This is a genomic window from Flavobacterium sp. RNTU_13, assembly GCF_046614455.1.
Taxonomy (GTDB): domain Bacteria; phylum Bacteroidota; class Bacteroidia; order Flavobacteriales; family Flavobacteriaceae; genus Flavobacterium.
In genome coordinates this window covers 13,774-31,873 of record NZ_JBKJHB010000008.1, presented here as the reverse complement: position 1 = coordinate 31,873, position 18,100 = coordinate 13,774, and the positions used below count along the sequence as shown (strand labels likewise).

Annotated in this window: 14 protein-coding genes; 9 read left to right on the top strand and 5 right to left on the bottom strand. The window is 40.9% G+C overall.

Annotation, left to right across the window (positions count from 1 at the left end):
- Window positions 1-2 precede the first annotated feature (2 nt).
- The gene (locus ACLI08_RS15570) at window positions 3-521 is read left to right on the top strand and encodes a DinB family protein (RefSeq protein WP_411429433.1); all 519 of its coding nucleotides are present in this window, start codon (window positions 3-5) and stop codon (window positions 519-521) included.
- A gap of 25 nt (window positions 522-546) precedes the next feature.
- Complete coding sequence (locus tag ACLI08_RS15565) at window positions 547-1,017, top strand: DUF1801 domain-containing protein (RefSeq protein WP_411429432.1); 471 nt, start codon at window positions 547-549, stop codon at window positions 1,015-1,017.
- 75 nt (window positions 1,018-1,092) lie between these two features.
- Here the strand turns inward: ACLI08_RS15565 and ACLI08_RS15560 are convergent, their stop codons facing one another.
- A complete protein-coding gene (locus ACLI08_RS15560) occupies window positions 1,093-1,611 on the bottom strand; it encodes a hypothetical protein (RefSeq protein WP_411429431.1) in 519 nt (172 codons plus the stop codon).
- 211 nt (window positions 1,612-1,822) lie between these two features.
- Here ACLI08_RS15560 and ychF point away from each other — a divergent pair, with 211 nt between their 5' ends.
- The 5 genes from ychF to ACLI08_RS15535 all read left to right on the top strand — a co-directional run bounded on the left by ychF (window position 1,823) and on the right by ACLI08_RS15535 (window position 9,307).
- Window positions 1,823-2,917 carry a redox-regulated ATPase YchF gene (gene ychF / locus ACLI08_RS15555; protein ID WP_411429430.1) on the top strand — a complete coding sequence of 365 codons (1,095 nt, stop codon included), beginning with the start codon at window positions 1,823-1,825 and terminating at the stop codon, window positions 2,915-2,917.
- A gap of 161 nt (window positions 2,918-3,078) precedes the next feature.
- Window positions 3,079-4,485 (top strand): dihydrolipoyl dehydrogenase, encoded by a 1,407-nt coding sequence (gene lpdA / locus ACLI08_RS15550; RefSeq protein ID WP_411429429.1) that lies wholly within the window; start codon window positions 3,079-3,081, stop codon window positions 4,483-4,485.
- A 93-nt stretch (window positions 4,486-4,578) separates the two neighbouring features.
- A complete protein-coding gene (locus ACLI08_RS15545) occupies window positions 4,579-5,877 on the top strand; it encodes an anthranilate synthase component I family protein (RefSeq protein ID WP_411429428.1) in 1,299 nt (432 codons plus the stop codon).
- A gap of 23 nt (window positions 5,878-5,900) precedes the next feature.
- Entirely contained in the window at window positions 5,901-7,211 is a 1,311-nt protein-coding gene (gene tilS, locus ACLI08_RS15540) for a tRNA lysidine(34) synthetase TilS (RefSeq protein ID WP_411429427.1), read from the top strand.
- A 2-nt stretch (window positions 7,212-7,213) separates the two neighbouring features.
- A complete protein-coding gene (locus ACLI08_RS15535) occupies window positions 7,214-9,307 on the top strand; it encodes a cytochrome c biogenesis protein CcdA (RefSeq protein ID WP_411429426.1) in 2,094 nt (697 codons plus the stop codon).
- 72 nt (window positions 9,308-9,379) lie between these two features.
- Here the strand turns inward: ACLI08_RS15535 and ACLI08_RS15530 are convergent, their stop codons facing one another.
- Genes ACLI08_RS15530 through ACLI08_RS15520 form a run of 3 tightly spaced genes read right to left on the bottom strand, consistent with a single transcriptional unit; the run spans window position 9,380 to window position 12,695 of the window.
- Window positions 9,380-11,644: an ATP-binding protein gene (locus ACLI08_RS15530; protein WP_411429425.1), complete on the bottom strand. Its 2,265-nt coding sequence runs from the start codon at window positions 11,642-11,644 to the stop codon at window positions 9,380-9,382.
- A 13-nt stretch (window positions 11,645-11,657) separates the two neighbouring features.
- Window positions 11,658-12,251, bottom strand: a complete 594-nt coding sequence (locus tag ACLI08_RS15525) for a biliverdin-producing heme oxygenase (protein WP_411429424.1) — start codon at window positions 12,249-12,251, stop codon at window positions 11,658-11,660.
- Window positions 12,252-12,263: 12 nt separating this feature from the next.
- A complete protein-coding gene (locus tag ACLI08_RS15520) occupies window positions 12,264-12,695 on the bottom strand; it encodes a response regulator (protein WP_411429423.1) in 432 nt (143 codons plus the stop codon).
- A 280-nt stretch (window positions 12,696-12,975) separates the two neighbouring features.
- Between ACLI08_RS15520 and ACLI08_RS15515 the strand changes: the two genes are divergently transcribed.
- A complete protein-coding gene (locus ACLI08_RS15515) occupies window positions 12,976-15,492 on the top strand; it encodes a YfhO family protein (RefSeq protein ID WP_411429422.1) in 2,517 nt (838 codons plus the stop codon).
- A 3-nt stretch (window positions 15,493-15,495) separates the two neighbouring features.
- On the top strand, window positions 15,496-16,785 hold the full coding sequence (locus tag ACLI08_RS15510; RefSeq protein WP_411429522.1) for a glycosyltransferase family 4 protein: 1,290 nt from the start codon (window positions 15,496-15,498) through the stop codon (window positions 16,783-16,785).
- Between the two features lie 6 nt (window positions 16,786-16,791).
- Here ACLI08_RS15510 and ACLI08_RS15505 read toward each other — a convergent pair whose 3' ends face one another.
- Complete coding sequence (locus tag ACLI08_RS15505) at window positions 16,792-18,009, bottom strand: DUF763 domain-containing protein (protein WP_411429421.1); 1,218 nt, start codon at window positions 18,007-18,009, stop codon at window positions 16,792-16,794.
- Window positions 18,010-18,100: the final 91 nt, after the last annotated feature.

Genomic DNA, 18,100 nt, shown 5'->3' with positions numbered 1-18,100 from the left:
ATATGAAAATTACAGATATACAGCCTTCTGAATATGCTCCGTACCAGGAAGCATACATTAAACTTGTGAGCGATGAGTGGAGCCTTACCGAAGAAATGGAAGTAAGCCTCCATAACTTTATCCATTTTGTTAGGGAAATCCCTATGGATAAATACGAGTATAGATATGCAGAAGGAAAATGGACAATTAAAGACATTATACAGCACCTTATAGACTGCGAAAGGATTTTTGCGTACAGAGCACTTAGAATAGGCAGGGGAGACTCTACCCCCTTACCCGGTTTTGAAGAGAATGACTATGCACTTTCGGCGCAGGCAGACCGACGCTCATTGCAGGATTTGCTTAATGAGTTTTCTATGGTAAGGCATGCTAACATACTTATGTTTAAGTCGTTTACAAAAGACGATTTAATGCGTACGGGTAGTGCAAGCGGTTATACCATTTCTGTGCGGGCATTTGGTTTCCTTATCATAGGGCACCAGTTGCACCATATTAATGTGTTTAAAGAAAGATATTTGTAGCTTTGTATAAACGTATACTATTATTATGATTTCTACAGCTGCCACACCTGAGGAGTATTTTGAATCCTTACCTGCAGACAGGCAGGAGGTTATTAACCGGCTTTATAGTACTATAACCAGCAACTTGCCAAATGGGTTTGACCAGGGGATGAGTTATGGTATGCTTACCTGGGTAGTGCCGCATAGCACCTATCCTAACGGTTACCATTGTGACCCGAAACAGGCACTGCCATTTTTAAGCCTTGCTTCGCAAAAGAATTTTATAGCACTTTACCATATGGGTATTTATGCTGATAAAGCGCTTTACGACTGGTTTGTTGCGGAATACCCCAAGCACAGTAAAACAAAGCTGGATATGGGTAAGAGCTGTATACGTTTTAAAAAGCCCGAAAATATTCCTTTTGATCTGCTGGCGGAGCTTTTTCAAAAAATGACACCTTCTGACTGGGTTATGCAATACGAAAAAATGTTGAATGCCCCGCGCGAAACCAAATAAAAAAATCCTGAAGAGGCCATCTTCAGGATTTTTTCGCTTATAAAGCGATTGACTAAAAACTCAAATTGATATTTCTTATGGGTTAGAAACTTTAGTATAGGTCTCTACCATAAATCCGTCATTTTTTGGATCGTAGGTTTCAACCACAAAGTTACCCGACTCGTCAAAATGTGCTATTGAAGTACCTTGTTTGGTGCGGAATACATATTGCCCCCCTGCGGTTTTGCGTATCACACCATAGTTCATGTCTGATTTAGAGGCGATTTTATATCCGTTTTTATCGGTAACAAAAATGTAGCGCGCACCGTTCATTTCATAATATGTAGGTATACCATCGCCCTGTATTTTTGTAGAAGAAGTAACCTCTACCGGTGTATTTTTTACATCTTTGTTAAGGGCATTGCTGTCGGCGTTTTTCAGTTCTATATTTTGGGTGGCTTCTGTAGTTTCAGTTTTGGTAACTTTTTTTGGTTTACCTGTACCGTTGTTTACAGTTACCGTAGTTGTAGTAGTTTCTTTGGTTACATTAGGGCTTACCTGAGCAAACGCACCCACGCTAAGGGCAAGCATTAGTATTGAACTTATCGTTTTCATAATCATGTTTTTAATGTTACTTATACAAAAGTAAAAGCACGATGTTAAAGCCCATGGTAACGAAACTATAAAGAAAGCCTAAATGTTATTTGCTCCGTTTTGCTGTGTTGTTGTTGCATAAGATTTTGTATTACACATGCAGGGATAAAACTAAGTTGCTCAATAGATTCAAAAAATATATCTTTGCACCCTTTAAAAACAACAATTTATAATGAAAGCAGGTATCGTAGGATTGCCAAACGTAGGTAAATCAACTCTTTTTAACTGTCTGTCTAACGCTAAGGCGCAAAGTGCAAACTTTCCGTTCTGTACCATAGAGCCAAACGTAGGGGTAGTAAACGTACCCGATCCAAGGCTTTTAAAGTTAGAGGAACTTGTAAATCCGGAGCGTGTTGTACCTGCTACCGTAGAAATTGTAGATATTGCCGGTCTTGTAAAAGGTGCCAGCAGGGGCGAGGGCCTTGGTAACCAGTTTTTAGGTAACATACGCGAGTGTAACGCCATTATACACGTACTGCGTTGTTTTGATAACGATAATATTGTTCACGTAGATGGTAGTGTAAACCCTATACGCGATAAGGAAACCATAGATATAGAGCTACAGCTTAAAGACCTTGAAACCATAGAAAAACGCCTTGAAAAAGCTAAAAAAGCAGCTAAGGTAGGTTCTAAAGAAGCTCAGGCAGAGGTAGCACTGCTGGAAAGGATTAAAGACGCCCTGCTACAGGCGAAATCTGCCCGTACGGTAATTCCACAAAACGACGAAGAAGAAAAACTGTTAGAAAGTTTCCAGCTTATAACAACCAAACCTGTACTATACGTTTGTAATGTAGATGAATCATCTGCCGTTAACGGAAACAAATATGTAGAGCAGGTAAGGGAACTGGTAAAAGATGAAAATGCACAGGTGCTATATCTTGCAGTAGGTACCGAAGCCGATATTACAGAGCTTGAAACCTTTGAGGAGCGCCAGATGTTTCTGGAAGACCTTGGGCTAAAAGAGCCGGGTTCGTCTGCACTGATCAGGTCAGCTTACAAGCTACTTTCTTTACAGACTTATTTTACAGCAGGTGTTAAAGAGGTTAGGGCCTGGACTATAAATATAGGTAGTACTGCTCCGCAGGCAGCCGGTGTTATCCATACTGATTTTGAAAAAGGATTTATCCGTGCCGAAGTAATCGCTTACGATGATTATGTAACGTTTGGCTCTGAAAGCAAAGTAAAAGAAGCCGGTAAGCTAAGGGTAGAAGGCAAAGAATACATTGTAAAAGATGGCGATGTAATGCACTTTAGATTTAACGTATAACTGAAAATATATAAACCGTGCCCAGCACGGTTTTTTTTATGTTTTTACTACACGTTGCCAAATAAAAATCTCGTTAATTTACTATATATTTTACAGTGCAATTAAACCTTATTAGCTAACTTTGCACTACGAAATTTCAACCGTATTAAACTATAATCCATATGAGTTCATTTGACGTTGTCGTTATAGGTTCGGGACCAGGTGGTTACGTTGCTGCCATCCGTTCTGCCCAGCTTGGTTTTAAAACAGCTATCATAGAAAAATATCCTACTCTTGGTGGTACATGCCTTAATGTAGGTTGTATCCCCAGTAAAGCGCTTCTTGATTCATCGCACCACTACCATGATGCTACCTCGCATTTTGCAGAGCATGGTATTGATATTGCAGGCGAAATCAAGGTAAACTTTGAGCAGATGATAGCACGCAAGCAGGGCGTTGTAGACCAAAACGTTAGCGGTATTAAGTACCTTATGGACAAAAACAAAATCACGGTTTTTGAAGGTGTCGGCTCTTTTGAAGATGCTACGCACATAAACGTTGCTAAAAACGACGGCAGTACAGAGGTAATCGAAGCTAAAAATACTATTATAGCTACAGGTTCTAAGCCTTCTTCGCTTCCGTTTATCAAAATAGATAAAGAAAGAATCATAACATCTACCGAAGCCCTTAAACTTAAAGAAGTGCCTAAGCACCTTATTGTTATAGGTGGTGGTGTCATAGGGTTGGAGCTTGGACAGGTGTACCTTCGCCTTGGGGCACAGGTTTCTGTAGTAGAATACCTGGACCGTATTATACCGGGTATGGATGGTGCGCTTAGTAAAGAGCTTACTAAAGTACTTAAGAAACAAGGCATGAAGTTCTACACTTCGCACAAGGTAAAATCTGTGGAGCGTGCCGGAGAAGGTGTACAGGTACAAGCTGAGAACGCTAAAGGCGAAACCATTACCTTAGATGGCGATTACTCGCTGGTATCTGTAGGTCGTCGTCCTTACACAGATGGGCTTAATGCCGAAAAGGCAGGCGTTAAAATTACAGAACGCGGCCAGATTGAAGTGAATGATCACCTGCAAACCAGCGTGCCTAACATTTACGCCATAGGCGATGTGGTAAAAGGTGCCATGCTTGCCCATAAGGCAGAGGAAGAAGGCGTGTTTGTTGCAGAAACCATTGCCGGACAAAAACCTCACATAGATTATAACCTTATTCCTGGTGTGGTATACACCTGGCCTGAAGTGGCTGCTGTAGGTAAAACAGAAGAACAGCTTAAAGAGGCGGGTATTGCTTACAAAGTGGGCAGTTTCCCGTTCAAGGCACTGGGACGTAGCCGTGCAAGTATGGATACAGATGGTTTTGCAAAAATCCTGGCGGATGCTACCACCGATGAAGTACTGGGCGTACACATTATTGGTGCCCGTGCCGCCGACCTTATTTCTGAAGGTGTAACAGCTATGGAGTTCAGGGCATCTGCCGAAGATATTTCGCGTATGAGCCACGCACACCCTACATATTCTGAAGCTATTAAAGAAGCGGCACTTGCTGCTACAGATAACAGGGCACTACACGTATAAAATATTTTTTTAATGAATAACAAAACCCGCTGCTCAGCGGGTTTTGTGTTTATTTTTAGTTGTTGTAACTTTGATTCTTTCAAATAAAAACCTTTGAGAAGTACACAAAAATATACCCTTGAGGATCCGATGCTTTTTAAGCAACAGATGCTGGGCTGGGCACAACAATACAGGGAAGTTGTATGGCTTGATTCTAACGGATATAGTCAGCAGTATACGTCTTATGATGCAGTATTGGCTGTAGATGCATTTACGTCCGTGATTACTGACTACTATAAGGCATTCGAAGATTTGACAGCGTACCGACGTGTAACAGCCGACTGGATTTTTGGTTACCTTTCGTACGACCTTAAAAACGATACAGAAAATCTTAATTCGGGTAATTTTGACGGACTCGGTTTTGCTGATTTGTTTTTCTTTCAGCCAAAAAAGTTATTACTGTTAAAAGGCGACGAGCTTGAAATGCTGTATCTGCCACTTTGTGATGACGAAATAGATGATGACTTTCTGGCAATTTCACAATGGAAGCCGGAGCAGGCACTACCCATCTCAAACCCGTTAAACATAAAACAACGTATTTCTAAAGAGGAGTATATTAAAAAAGCCGATAAAATGCTGTCGCATATATACAGGGGCGACATTTATGAGGCAAACTTTTGTATGGAGTTTTATGCAGAAAATGCCGAATTACAACCTTTAGATATTTATATGAGGTTGAACGCTATTTCAGAACCTCCGTTTGCGGTATTCCTTAAAAATTACAAGCACTACTTGCTTAGTGCATCCCCGGAGCGGTATTTGCGCAAGGAAGGAAACAGAGTTATTTCGCAGCCTATAAAAGGTACCGCACGCCGTAGCGAAAACCCATCCGAAGATGCCCAAATTAAACGGGCATTAGAGGCTGACGATAAGGAACGTTCTGAAAATATAATGATTGTAGACCTGGTGCGTAACGACCTTAGTCATACAGCAGAGAAACAGTCTGTAAAGGTGGAAGAGCTCTGCGGAGCCTACACATTTAAGCAGGTGCATCATCTTATTTCAACGGTAACGAGTGTAGTTCACGAAGATTGCGTTGCCGAAGAGGTGTTGCGTACCACTTTCCCTATGGGAAGTATGACGGGCGCACCAAAAATATCTGCAATGCAGATTATTGAAAATCTTGAAGAAACAAAACGCGGCCTGTATAGCGGTGCTGTGGGATATTTTACCCCTAACGGAGATTTTGACTTTAATGTGGTTATCCGAAGCATTTTGTATAATGAACTAAACCGTTATGTTTCATTTTCGGTGGGTAGTGCAATTACAGTAGAAGCTACACCTGAAAAAGAGTATGAGGAATGCCTGTTAAAAGCGGGTGCTATGCACCGTGTTCTAAATAACAATCTGTAATAATATTTATTACCTTTGTAAGTATGCTCCTGCGATTAAAACAACATCTGGATTCACGCTTTCCTTTTTTAAAGGAGAAAAAGTTGTTGTTGGCTGTCAGCGGAGGTATAGACAGCGTTGTTTTAGTGCACTTTTTAAAGGAACTTCATTACAATATCGCATTAGCACATTGCAACTTTAACCTAAGAGGTGAAGAGAGCGATGGAGACGAGGCTTTTGTGCGAAACTTGGCTTTTACCCAAAATATAGACATACACGTAAAGCATTTTGAAACAAAAGTTTATGCTGAATCTTCTAAATTATCTGTTCAGGTAGCGGCACGTAATTTGCGGTATGATTGGTTCACCGAATTGCTACAGCAACATGGGTACGACTATTTGGTTACCGCGCATCACTTAGACGATTCTGCCGAAACATTCCTGATTAATTTTACCCGTGGTACAGGTATTGAAGGTCTGCTGGGCATTCCGGAGCAAAACGGTTATGTCATAAGGCCATTGCTACCGTTTACCAGAGCTGAGATTGAAGCTTATGCAAAGGAAAATAATATTGCCTGGCGAGAAGACAGTAGCAATGCTTCAGATAAATATCTTCGTAATAAGTTACGCCACCATATACTGCCGGTATTAAAGGAGCTCAATCCTTCTTTTGGCGATTCTTTTACAAACACCATAGCCCATCTTAAACAGGTGCAGTCTTTGGCTGCCGATGCTGCTGTGTTGGTTTATAATCAAGTGGTAACAAAAACCGGTAATCAGGAACGAATAAGTATAGCAAAGCTACTTGAGTACGATAACTATAAGGCGTACTTATTTAACTGGCTACATCAATATAATTTTATTGCCTGGACAGACGTTTATGACCTTGTACACGCGCAGCCGGGTAAATTTGTGCTGTCAGATTCACACCGCATACTGAAAGACAGGGATGTACTGATTGTAGAGTGTTTAAAAGTATTGGATGATTCGATGATTCAAATTGATGGAGTGGGTGCATACACTACCGATTCTATAGACTTACAGCTTGATATAGTGCAGGATATGGGCAACGATGTGCCAAAAAATACCGTATTTATAGATTACGAAAAAATAAAAATTCCGTTATTTGTACGTAGGTGGCGCGAAGGTGATAGTTTTTACCCGTTAGGGATGAATGGCCTTCGTAAAAAGGTTTCTAAGTTTTTTAAAGACGAAAAAATGTCGCTTTCAGACAAGGAAAATACCTGGCTGCTTACTACAGAAAACGAAATTATATGGATTGTGGGCCGCCGTGCCGATGATCGTTTTAAGATAACAACACAAACAACACAAATTTTAAAGATCGAGGTTAAATAACCATGAAAAAACTAACATTTTTATTCCTGTTTATAGCGGCGTTCTTTTCGCTGCATGCTCAGGTAAAGGAGCCTGTTAAATGGACAAGTAAAGTAGAAAAGAAGTCGGATACCGAATTTTTGCTTACGTTCAATGCTACCATAGAGCCTAACTGGCATATGTATTCGCAGTACAGCGATGAAAACGGTGCAATACCTATGTCGGTTACTTTTAATAACGCCAAAGACAATTATCAGGTAGACGGCAAGCCAAAAGAGAGTAAGACAGAGAAAGCTTTTAACGATGTATTTGGCGTTACCGAAACATTTTGGAGCAACAAGGCACAGCTGACCCAAGTAGTAAAATTATTGCCTAACAGCAACAAAGTTGTACAGGTAGCTTTTGATTACCAGGTATGTAAAGAGGTTTGTATACAAGATACAAAACTTTTTCAGTTTGATTTAACGGCACTGACCTCTAAACAGGTAGCCCGTTTTGACAAAATCGTTGCCAAAGCAGCTAGTGTAACTACCGTAGCAGAGACCGCTAATAGTAACACATTAAAAGATACAGCTAAAACTGCTTCTGTTGCTGATACTGTAAAAGCAAAGGCCGTGGCTAGTGCTGATTCTACAACTGTAGCGGGTAAGGATGTAGCAGTAGCCTCTAAAACAGATGATGAAAAGAAAGACGAAGGTTTGCTTACCATTTTCATTGTTGCTTTTCTGTCAGGATTTGCGGCGTTACTTACTCCGTGTGTGTTCCCCATGATTCCTATGACGGTTAGCTTTTTTACAAAGCAAAGTAAATCAAGGGCTGCAGGTATACGCAATGCCATTACTTACGGTATTTCTATAATAGTAATATATGTGGTATTAGGATCTGTAGTAACTGCGATTTTTGGTGCTGATTCTCTTAATGCATTGTCTACCAATGTGTTTTTTAACCTGTTCTTCTTTATATTGTTAGTAATTTTTGCGTGTTCGTTTTTGGGAGCATTCGAAATTATGTTGCCAAACTCATGGGCAAACAAAGTAGACCAGCAGGCCGACCGCGGCGGCATTATCGGTATTTTATTTATGGCGCTTGCGCTTGCTATAGTGTCATTTTCTTGTACCGGCCCTATTTTGGGTAACCTCCTTGTAGTAGCTGCATCTAAAGGCGGAATTGCTCCCGTAGTAGGAATGTTTGGGTTTTCACTGGCATTGGCACTACCTTTTATGTTGTTTGCTATGTTCCCGGGCTGGATGAACAGCCTCCCGAAATCAGGTGGTTGGTTAAATACTGTAAAAGTGTCTTTAGGTTTCCTGGAACTGGCACTTGCATTTAAATTTTTAAGTAATGCCGACCTGGTATTACAGCTTCACTTTTTAGAAAGAGAGACTTTCCTTGCTATATGGATTGCAATTTTTGGTGCCCTAACATTATACTTATTCGGAAAGTTAACATTACCTCATGACACACCTTCAGGGTATATTTCTGTCGGCAGGCTGTTGTTAGGTTTAACTTCACTTTCTTTTACCATTTACCTTATCCCCGGGCTGTGGGGCGCGCCTCTTAAAGTTATCAGTGGATTCCCTCCTTCTCCTACATACAGCGAAAGCCCTGAAGGAATAGGAAGTAAGGGTGCATCTTCGGCTGCTGCAACGGTATTACCTGAGGGTGCCCATGCAGGACCACACGGTATAGCGGCATTTAAGGACTATGACACCGCTTTAAAATATGCTAAAAAAGTAGGAAAACCTTTGTTGGTTGATTTTACCGGTTATGCCTGTGTAAATTGCCGAAAAATGGAGGATAATGTATGGATAGACAAGGAGATACTTTCAATTCTTACAAATGATGTAGTACTTGTTTCCCTATATGTAGATTATAAACAAAACCTTCCTGAAAGTGAGCAGTATGTGTCTCCTCAAACAGGAAAGTTTATAAAAACAATCGGTAATAAGTGGAGTGATTTACAGATAACAAAGTATAGTACTAACTCTCAGCCGTATTATGCCTTTGTTGATGGTAATGGACAAGATTTAAAAAATCCTAAACCAGTAGGGTACACACCTGATAAAGAAGAGTATCTTGCATGGTTGAAAGAAGGAATAAAAAATTACAAGAAATAAAGCGCTTTTATTTCTCGCAATAAAACAATAAACCCGATACTTTACTATCGGGTTTATTGTTTTTTGTAGCTATTATACTAGAGGGAAATACAAATTAATCGTTGTACCTACGTCTTTTATACTTACGGCATTTATTATACCGTTATGCGTTTGCATTATCTTTTTACAAAGCGCCAGCCCCACACCAGAACCCCTCATGTCTGGTTGAGCATGCAGGCGCGTAAAAATATTAAATATCTTCTCGGCATACTGTGGCTCAAATCCCATACCGTTATCGGTAACTTTAATCAGATAGTAAGGTAAACTGTTTTCTCCTTCCTCAACATTTACCACACCAGGTTCAGCGGTTATGTTTATAACCGGCGAACGCTCTGCACTTGCGTATTTAATTGCGTTACCTATGAGGTTTACAAAAAGTTGTTTCATTAAAAACGGAATACCCATTACAACAGGCAAATCGTGTACTATTACTTCGGCATTTTTTTCACTTATTGTTTCCGTCATGTCCAGCGTAACTTCTTCTATCAGTTGCATTACATTTACAGGAACAAGCGGCGTGTGATGATGTTTTATCCTTGTATACTTAAGAATATCTACCAGAAGTGTTTGCATCCGCTCGGCAGACCCATTCATACGTAAAACCGCATCTTGCACTGTTTCTGGTAAATCTTTCTCTTTAGACAATAGCCTGGATGCGATGAGCTGTATTTTACGTAACGGCTCCTGCAAATCATGTGTACTAATCCAATTGATGTTTTCCAGTTCGCTGTTGGTTTCGCGTAGCAGTTCGCTTAGTTTACGATATTTTTCTTCCTCTCGTGTTATTACAATGAGGTTTAGCTGCCGCTGTAGTGAGTATGCAAAACTTGCTGCCGCTTCGGTTTCGTATGATAGCCATTCGTTAGAAGTGCGGTCTACAATTTCTTTCCAAAGTGAAAACGATCGGCGTGGGGAAAGTCCTTTTTCATCTTTGATAATAGATTTAGAAGGGTCACCTCCCCAGTGCACTTCGGTCTTTGTTTCCTGTCTGTACCACATAATGCTGCTTATGTTGTGTATATCAAGCGATTGGTACAACAGTCCTGACACGCTTTCACTTATATTCCTTAATTCCGGAAGCACATCAGACAATTTCGTTGTGGTGTAGGAGGTATGGCTACTGTAAGTGGCGCACCACGAAGCCAAATGTAACACCTGTTCCTCTGACGGTGTAATGCCCGAACTATATACTGTGTTATTATACACAATGCTTACTCCGGAAGCATTACAAAGGTTCAGGATTTCGGGCTGGCTGATTATTTCCTGCAAGCCGGCTTCGTTAGTTAGGGTAATATTAGTTATACGTTCCAGCGCAGCGTTTACCTTTTTAGATAGCTCATATTCTTCAGACGCCTGTCGTACATCTATTTGAGATGTTATAAAGTGCCCCTGTAATTGTGCTGCAAGCCTTAGTTCAGGGGTCAGGTTTTTAGGCGAGTAATGATGGCAGGCTATAAGCCCCCACAGTTTCTTTTTATATATAAGCGATATGGTAAGCGTGGCGCCTACACCCATGTTATGCAAGTATTGAACATGTATGGGCGACGTGCTGCGAAGCACACTAAGGCTCATATCAAGGCTTTTCTGCGCACTGTCGTCCAGTGTATAAATAGGCACAGGAGTGTAGTCGATGTCTGTAATGAGCCTTAATAAGTTCTTCATATACAGCTCTCTTGCCTGTGGTGGTATATCGGTATGCGGGTAGTGCAGCCCCAGGAAAGGTTCTAAATCTTCGCGGCAGCTTTCTGCAAACACCTCGCCGTTATATTCTTTATCAAACCTATACACCATTACACGGTCATAGCCTGTAATTTCCCTTGTTCCTTCTGCTACCAGTTGGCAAAGGTCTTTGAGGGAATGCATATCGTGCATATAACGCAAGAGCTGCGATGTTTGGTTGTACGACTCATTTCCGGCCTGCTTTGTAATATCTACCGGTTCAGCTTCCAGTATCCAGATGTCATCTGCATTTTTGTGCAGAGTGCATAAAAAGTCAACACCCGCCAGGCGCAGTTGCAAAAGGTTTGCAGTTATCTGTTTGCCATCCTCTATAAATTGCTTTAGGCTGATAGCACTTTCTTCGCCAAACACATCGGCAAAGTCTTTCCCTAAAAGCTGTGAGTGAAAAAGGCTAAGGTACTGCGCAGTATTTTCGCTACAGTAGTCTATGTTTAGCAAATCTCCTTTTAGCCCCAGCAAAAAGCCGTGTGGCTGTATGCTTCCTGGTATGTGTATAGGCTCTTGTTCGCAATTTGTAAGATTTACTAAATCACGATTTACAATGTCTTTAATGTTCATAAGCTTTTAGTCATCACTTTTGGCTAAAATGCGTGTAAATTGATTTAAAGGCGTAGTTAGCGCCTTTTATTATTTCCTCCCTATTATCATTTTGGGCTTCGTATCTAAGCAAAGTTTCTAAAAAAGCTTTCCACATTGGCCCTGTTTTTTCTTTATATCCTGCAAAATAACTTGTCCCCGTATTTTCATCAAGGCCAAGTTGTTTCAGTACATTTTTTAAAATTATCCTTCCGCCCAGGGTAGAACCTTCCATTACATAAAACACACCCATTGCAAAGCCTTCAGTTATAGTTTCTAATCCTTCGCTTATAGGGTGCTCATTACTACTGTATGACTTACCAAGCGAATCAAGATCAGCTTCAATATGTTTTATTTTTGCCCTTTCGTTTAAATCGGGTACAACGCCCTTTAAAACCGGAAATATATTTTGCTCTGCATCTAAAACAATATCGTGCATAAGGCACAGATATGTTGTATAACTATCTATAGTTAAATCCGGGCTCATTAAGCTTTCAGAAAGCGGTAAACTCTCCAGTGCGGTATGGGCTGCGGCTGTTTGTGTCTTTAAAATTTCGGCAAACGAAATAGTCGTTGCGGTGTTATCCATCAAAATGGTTTATTAATATTGGTAAACAAAGTTATGTTCGGTTGTAATAAAGCTTTTCCAGTTTATAGAAAGTACATGTTCTATAGACTTTTTAAGCTTTTCAAAGTCTCCTGATTTTGGCAGATAGTACGTAGCTCCATACAGTCGGGCTTTATCAATCAGCGCCTCATCTTTAGAGGTTGAAAGCATTATAACAGGCAAATCGGCTGTTACAGTATTTTTTCGTACCATTTTCAAGGCTTCTAGTCCGTTTATTCCGGGCATATTTATATCCAGGAATACCACGTTAGGATTAGGTGGCGGGTTTTCAAGCGCATATATTAAATCGTTAGCACAAACCTGTGTATATACTTCAAAGTTCTCATCTAGCCCTTCAACAATTTCCTTGAAAAAGTTAAGGTCATCCGTATCGTCATCCGTGTAAAAAATATTTTGTTTTCTCATCTTTGAGGTCCTGATTTTGCGTTTTGTTATGGGGTAAAGAAACAAATATAGTTATTTATAAACCAATACTATTATTTAAGTGTAATATTAACGCATGGTGCATGTGCAGGTTATTTAGTTAAACACTTTTTTACGCAGATCCTTATTGTACTATTTGTAATTCAATAGAGGTTAAAGGTGCAGCAACGGTTTATTAAAATGCAGTTTCGGTTATTATCGTTTGAGGGAAAATAAGTATCTTCACGCCGTTTTTTTATACAGCTACAAAAGCAATCATTACATGAAAAATTTAAACAGGTATTATCCTCAGCTTCTGGCCCTGATAGGGTTTGTTATTGTTGCACTAATTTACTTTTATCCGGTATTACAGGGCAACAAAGCTTTTTACCAGTCAGATATAGCACAATATACCGGTATGGCTAAGGAACAAAATGATTTCCGTAAGGAAAACGATGCTGAGCCGTACTGGACAAATCACGCTTTTGGTGGTATGCCGACCTATCAGATGGGGGCAAACTATCCGCATAATTATATAAAAAAACTTGATGCCGTTTTGCGTTTTTTACCCCGCCCGGCAGACTACCTGTTCTTATATTTTCTGGGCTTTTTTGTATTGCTAAGGGTACTTAAGGTAGATACTCTTAAAGCGTTTTTCGGGGCGCTGGCCTTTGGTTTTAGCACATACATGATTGTGATACTTGGAGCTGGGCATAATGCCAAGGCGCATACCATTGCTTATATGCCTATGGTTATAGCAGGTATTATATTGGTCTTTAGGAAACGTTATGTGGCAGGAGGATTACTCACCCTTATAGCTACTGCGCTGGAAATAAACGCAAACCATTTCCAGATGACTTACTATCTGTTGTTCCTGCTTTTGTGCATTGGTATTTACTACGTTATAGACATTGTAAAACAGAAAGATTTTAAACACCTGTATACTTCAATTGGTGTTTTTGCAATAGCCGGTATAGTAGCATTAGGAATGAACGCTACGAGCCTAATGGCAACATCTGAATTTACAAACTACAGTATACGCGGCAAAAGCGAGCTTACCTTTAAGCCTGATGGCAAGCAGGTAACCAGCAACGCCGCCATGGATTACGACTACATTACAGAATACAGTTATGGTAAAGCCGAGAGTTTTGACCTTTTAGTACCAAGGCTTTTTGGTGGTGGTATGCAGGAAAAAGCAGGAGAAGGTTCTAAAATATACGACTTTTACCTGGGCTTAGGCTTAGAGCCTGCACAGGCCAAAGAATATTCTGAAACCATACCGTCTTACTGGGGTGATCAGCCTATAGTAGAGGCACCTGCTTACATAGGTATTGTGGTGTTTTTCCTGGCGATATTTGCATTGTTTGCAGATAAGCGCAACCTTAAGTATGCTTTCCTTGCCGGTGCTGTTTTATCGTTGTTATTGTCGTGGGGTAAAAACCTTCCGGGCCTTACCAATTTCTTTATAGAAAATGTGCCGCTTTATGATAAGTTCCGTGCGGTTTCGTCTATTCAGGTATTGTTAGAACTGTGTATGCCCGCGCTTGCCTTTATGGGCTTGCAAACGTTCTTTACACTGGATAAAGAGAAACAGTTTAAAAACCTTTGGCAGTCTGCAGCAGTGGTATTAGGCATACTCGTTCTTTTATTTTTAATGAAAGGCTCGTTTAGTTTTGAAAGCCCGCGCGATGCTGCCATGGCACAGCAAATGTTTGGTGCCGACAACTACAAGCAAATCGGTCCAGGATTTTTGGCTGCGCTTCAGGAAACGCGTATGGAAATGTACACCGCAGATATTACAAGAGCGTTGTTTCTGGTTGTGGCTGCTGCCTTAGCATTGTTCCTGGCGTATAAGCAGAAAATTAATGAGGTTATTGCAGTTGTCATTGTAGGTACGCTTGCTGTAGCCGACCTATACACAGTAGACCGCAAATATGTAAATAACGATGATTTTGTTTCGGCACGTAAAATGACAGAGCCATTTGAGCTTACAGGTGCCGATGAATTTATATTAAAAGATAAGAGCCATTACAGGGTTTACGAACCATTTGCCAGGCTGCAGGGCCGCACGTCGTACTACCACCAGTCGGTAGGGGGGTATAGTGCGGTACGTCCGCGCAGGATGGATGAATTATTTACGCACACCTTTGAGAGTGAAAAGGGTAACGGAATGGCTCCGCTGTTTAATGTGGACCAGGAAACCATGAAACTTAAAGCCCCTGTACCGGTGTTAGACCTTTTAAATATTAAGTATTTGGTAATGCAGGGCCAACAGGGAGATTATGTGCCGGTAACCAATCCTTTTGCTGCCGGTCCGGCCTGGTTTGTAAGTACTGTAAAACCTGTTACTACTGCCGATGATGAGTTTAAAGCTACCATAGCGCTTGATGTAAAAAACCAGGCGGTGGTAAATAAAGATAAATTTGCCGAAGCAGCAGCTAAAACTACTTTTGTTAAAGATAGTACAGCAACCATTAAGCTCGATTCTTATGAACCAAATCACCTTGTTTATACCACAAGCAATAAAAACGAAGGGTTTGCTGTGTTCAGCGAAATGTATTATCCTAAAGGCTGGAATGCCACTATAGATGGTAAGCCTGCAGCACATTATCAGGTAGATTACACACTGCGTGCTATGCTTATTCCGGCGGGTAATCATAAGGTAGAGTTTAAATTTGAGCCTCAGGTTGTAAAAACAGGAAGTACAATAGCACTGGTAAGTTTTGTAGCGTTTATTGGCTTGCTGGGCGCAGGTGTTTGGTTTGAAAATAAAAAGAACAAGCAGCAGGTAACTGCTTAAGCAATCGGGGTTTTGAAGGTACTTATCATAACATATTACTGGCCGCCTGCGGGAGGTCCCGGGGTGCAAAGATGGTTAAAGTTTGTAAAATACCTGCCGTCTTTTGGAGTGCAGCCGCATGTTTACATTCCCGAGAACCCCACGTACCCTTTAACAGATGAAGGACTATTGGCTGAAGTTTCGCCGGAAGCTATATTGGTTAAAAAGCGTATTACAGAGCCTTATGCCTGGGCATCTGTTTTCAGTAAAGGGAACACAAAGAAAATAAGCAGCGGTATTATTCCGGATAAAAAGAAACAGTCGGCTCTTCAAAGCCTGATGCTTTGGGTAAGGGGAAACCTTTTTATACCCGATGCGCGAGTGCTGTGGGTAAAGCCTTCAGTACATTTTTTGGCAGATTACATACAGCAGCACGATATAGATACCGTTATTACTACAGGCCCTCCGCACAGCCTGCACCTAATAGGCTTAGGATTAAAACAAAAAGCTGCTATTAAGTGGATTACTGATTTTAGGGATCCGTGGACTACCATAGGCTATCACAAAGAACTGAAGCTTAGTAAGTATGCCGCCAACAAGCATAAGACCTTAGAAAGCCGGGTTTTAAACACCGCGGACGCTATATTGGTAACAAGCCCTACTACGCGTAAGGAATTTATGGAACTTACAGATAAGCCTATATCAGTAATCACAAATGGCTATGACAATGAAGTTGTTGTAAAGCAACCGTTAGACGATAAATTTACGTTGGCGCATATCGGCTCATTTTTGAGTGAGCGTAATCCTAAGGTGCTATGGCAGGCGTTAGCAGAACTTGTAAACGACAATCCTGAGTTTGCTGAAAAATTCAGGTTAAAACTCATTGGTGCTGTAAGCCGGGAAGTGTTGAATAGTATTGCTTATTACGGTTTAAATAGTTACGTAGATAACTTAGGTTATGTATCACACGCAGAGGCGGTAGCACAGCAACGTAAAAGCCAGGTGTTGTTGCTTATAGAAATAGACAGACCCGAAACGAAGTGTATAATCCCCGGTAAGTTGTTTGAATATATGGTCTCTAACCGCCCGATACTTGCCATAGGCCCGGAAGGTGCCGATATGGCAGAAATTGTAAAAACGACCAATACCGGAGTGTTTGCTTTATATACCGAAAAGCAAAAGATTAAAGATACTTTAACCCAGTATTTTTCCGAATATCAAAAAGGAACACTTAAGTCGCATGCTATAGGGTTACAGCATTACTCACGTAAAAACCTTACAGAACAACTTGCATTGCTTTTAAAATCAGTATAGCAAAGATTAAAACAGAGTAAGCTGACTGCTGTTTACAGGCTTTTGTTTGGGTGGCCGGGCTGGTCCGTATACTGTGCGGCCTCCGTATTTATAAGATTCATTTCTCTCTTTTTGTATAAGTGCATCAAAGTTTTCATTTGGTATAAAGTGCTTTTCAGCTTCAAAAGAAAGTTCAGACAGTTTTTTAATAGCCGCAATCTTTTCGGAGTTGCCTATTTTTGCCCTCCCTATAGCGTTATTGAGCGTTTTAATGGTTTCATCAAACACATTTACCGGTACCGGGAAGGGATGACCGTCTTTACCTCCATGAGCAAATGAAAAACGTGCAGGATCAGTAAATCGGGTAGGGGTGCCATAAATAATTTCGCTAACCAACGCCAGGCTTTGCAGCGTACGTGGCCCCACTCCCTGAAGCATTAATAGACCTTCAAAATCCTTTGGCTCGTTTTCGTGCGCTACCCATAACATTGCGCCCAGTCGCTTCATATTTACGTCTTTCATGCGAACATCATGATGCGCAGGCATAGTAAGGTGGTGTAACTCACGCAGCACCTTGTCAGGATGTTCTTTAACAATACAAAGCGACTTTTCTCTGGTACGTTGTGCCGATTGTGCGGTAAGGTTAAGTATTTCCCCTTGATTTTCGCCGTAAATAAATGTATGGGGTTCTTCTATAAATGACTTTAGGTCTTTACTGTGCCAGTGGTAACGTCGCGCTGTAGCGGTGTTGTTGTTAAGCCCTTGTTGTACCACACACCAATCACCCTTAGTGTTTACAATGAAATTATGCTGATACAACTGAAAACCGTCTTGTATTGCCGTGTTGTCTACCTTGGCGGTCAGTTTACTCAGCCCTGCCAAATCATTTCCGTCTAATCCGGTACGTAAGCCTACGTTAATGAGCTCTGTAGGTGTATTGGTAGAGTGTTTTCCTTTGCCGCCGCAAATATAAATTCCCAACTCATGGCTTGCAGGGTTTACAGACCGTTTTAGTGCGCCGAGCACCGATGTGGTAATACCACTGGAATGCCAGTCCATACCCATAACTGCCCCAAAGCTTTGGAACCAAAACGGATTTGCCAGTTTAGCAATGGCCTCTGCTGATCCATATTCCATAACTATAGTCTCTATAATAGACAGACCCAGTTTAGACATACGTTCAGCCAGCCAAAGTGGTACGCGCCCGCCGTGTAATGGTAAATCTGCCGAACCGGATTTTTTCATTTGCAATTATTTTCTAAAAAAATATCACAAACATAAGAAAATATTCTTATTTGTAACTAGCAATTTAATCGTTCCTAAAAGTTTTATGCAT

What these genes read in the sequence shown, in the direction of transcription:
- lpdA (WP_411429429.1), top strand. Translation starts at nt 3,079, where the DNA reads ATGAGTTCATTTGACGTTGTCGTTATAGGTTCGGGACCAGGTGGTTAC.
- ACLI08_RS15530 (WP_411429425.1), bottom strand. Translation starts at nt 11,644, where the DNA reads ATGAACATTAAAGACATTGTAAATCGTGATTTAGTAAATCTTACAAAT.
- ACLI08_RS15570 (WP_411429433.1), top strand. Translation starts at nt 3, where the DNA reads ATGAAAATTACAGATATACAGCCTTCTGAATATGCTCCGTACCAGGAA.
- ACLI08_RS15505 (WP_411429421.1), bottom strand. Translation starts at nt 18,009, where the DNA reads ATGAAAAAATCCGGTTCGGCAGATTTACCATTACACGGCGGGCGCGTA.
- ACLI08_RS15535 (WP_411429426.1), top strand. Translation starts at nt 7,214, where the DNA reads ATGAAAAAACTAACATTTTTATTCCTGTTTATAGCGGCGTTCTTTTCG.
- ACLI08_RS15525 (WP_411429424.1), bottom strand. Translation starts at nt 12,251, where the DNA reads ATGGATAACACCGCAACGACTATTTCGTTTGCCGAAATTTTAAAGACA.
- ACLI08_RS15520 (WP_411429423.1), bottom strand. Translation starts at nt 12,695, where the DNA reads ATGAGAAAACAAAATATTTTTTACACGGATGACGATACGGATGACCTT.
- ACLI08_RS15560 (WP_411429431.1), bottom strand. Translation starts at nt 1,611, where the DNA reads ATGAAAACGATAAGTTCAATACTAATGCTTGCCCTTAGCGTGGGTGCG.
- ACLI08_RS15515 (WP_411429422.1), top strand. Translation starts at nt 12,976, where the DNA reads ATGAAAAATTTAAACAGGTATTATCCTCAGCTTCTGGCCCTGATAGGG.
- tilS (WP_411429427.1), top strand. Translation starts at nt 5,901, where the DNA reads ATGCTCCTGCGATTAAAACAACATCTGGATTCACGCTTTCCTTTTTTA.
- ACLI08_RS15565 (WP_411429432.1), top strand. Translation starts at nt 547, where the DNA reads ATGATTTCTACAGCTGCCACACCTGAGGAGTATTTTGAATCCTTACCT.
- ychF (WP_411429430.1), top strand. Translation starts at nt 1,823, where the DNA reads ATGAAAGCAGGTATCGTAGGATTGCCAAACGTAGGTAAATCAACTCTT.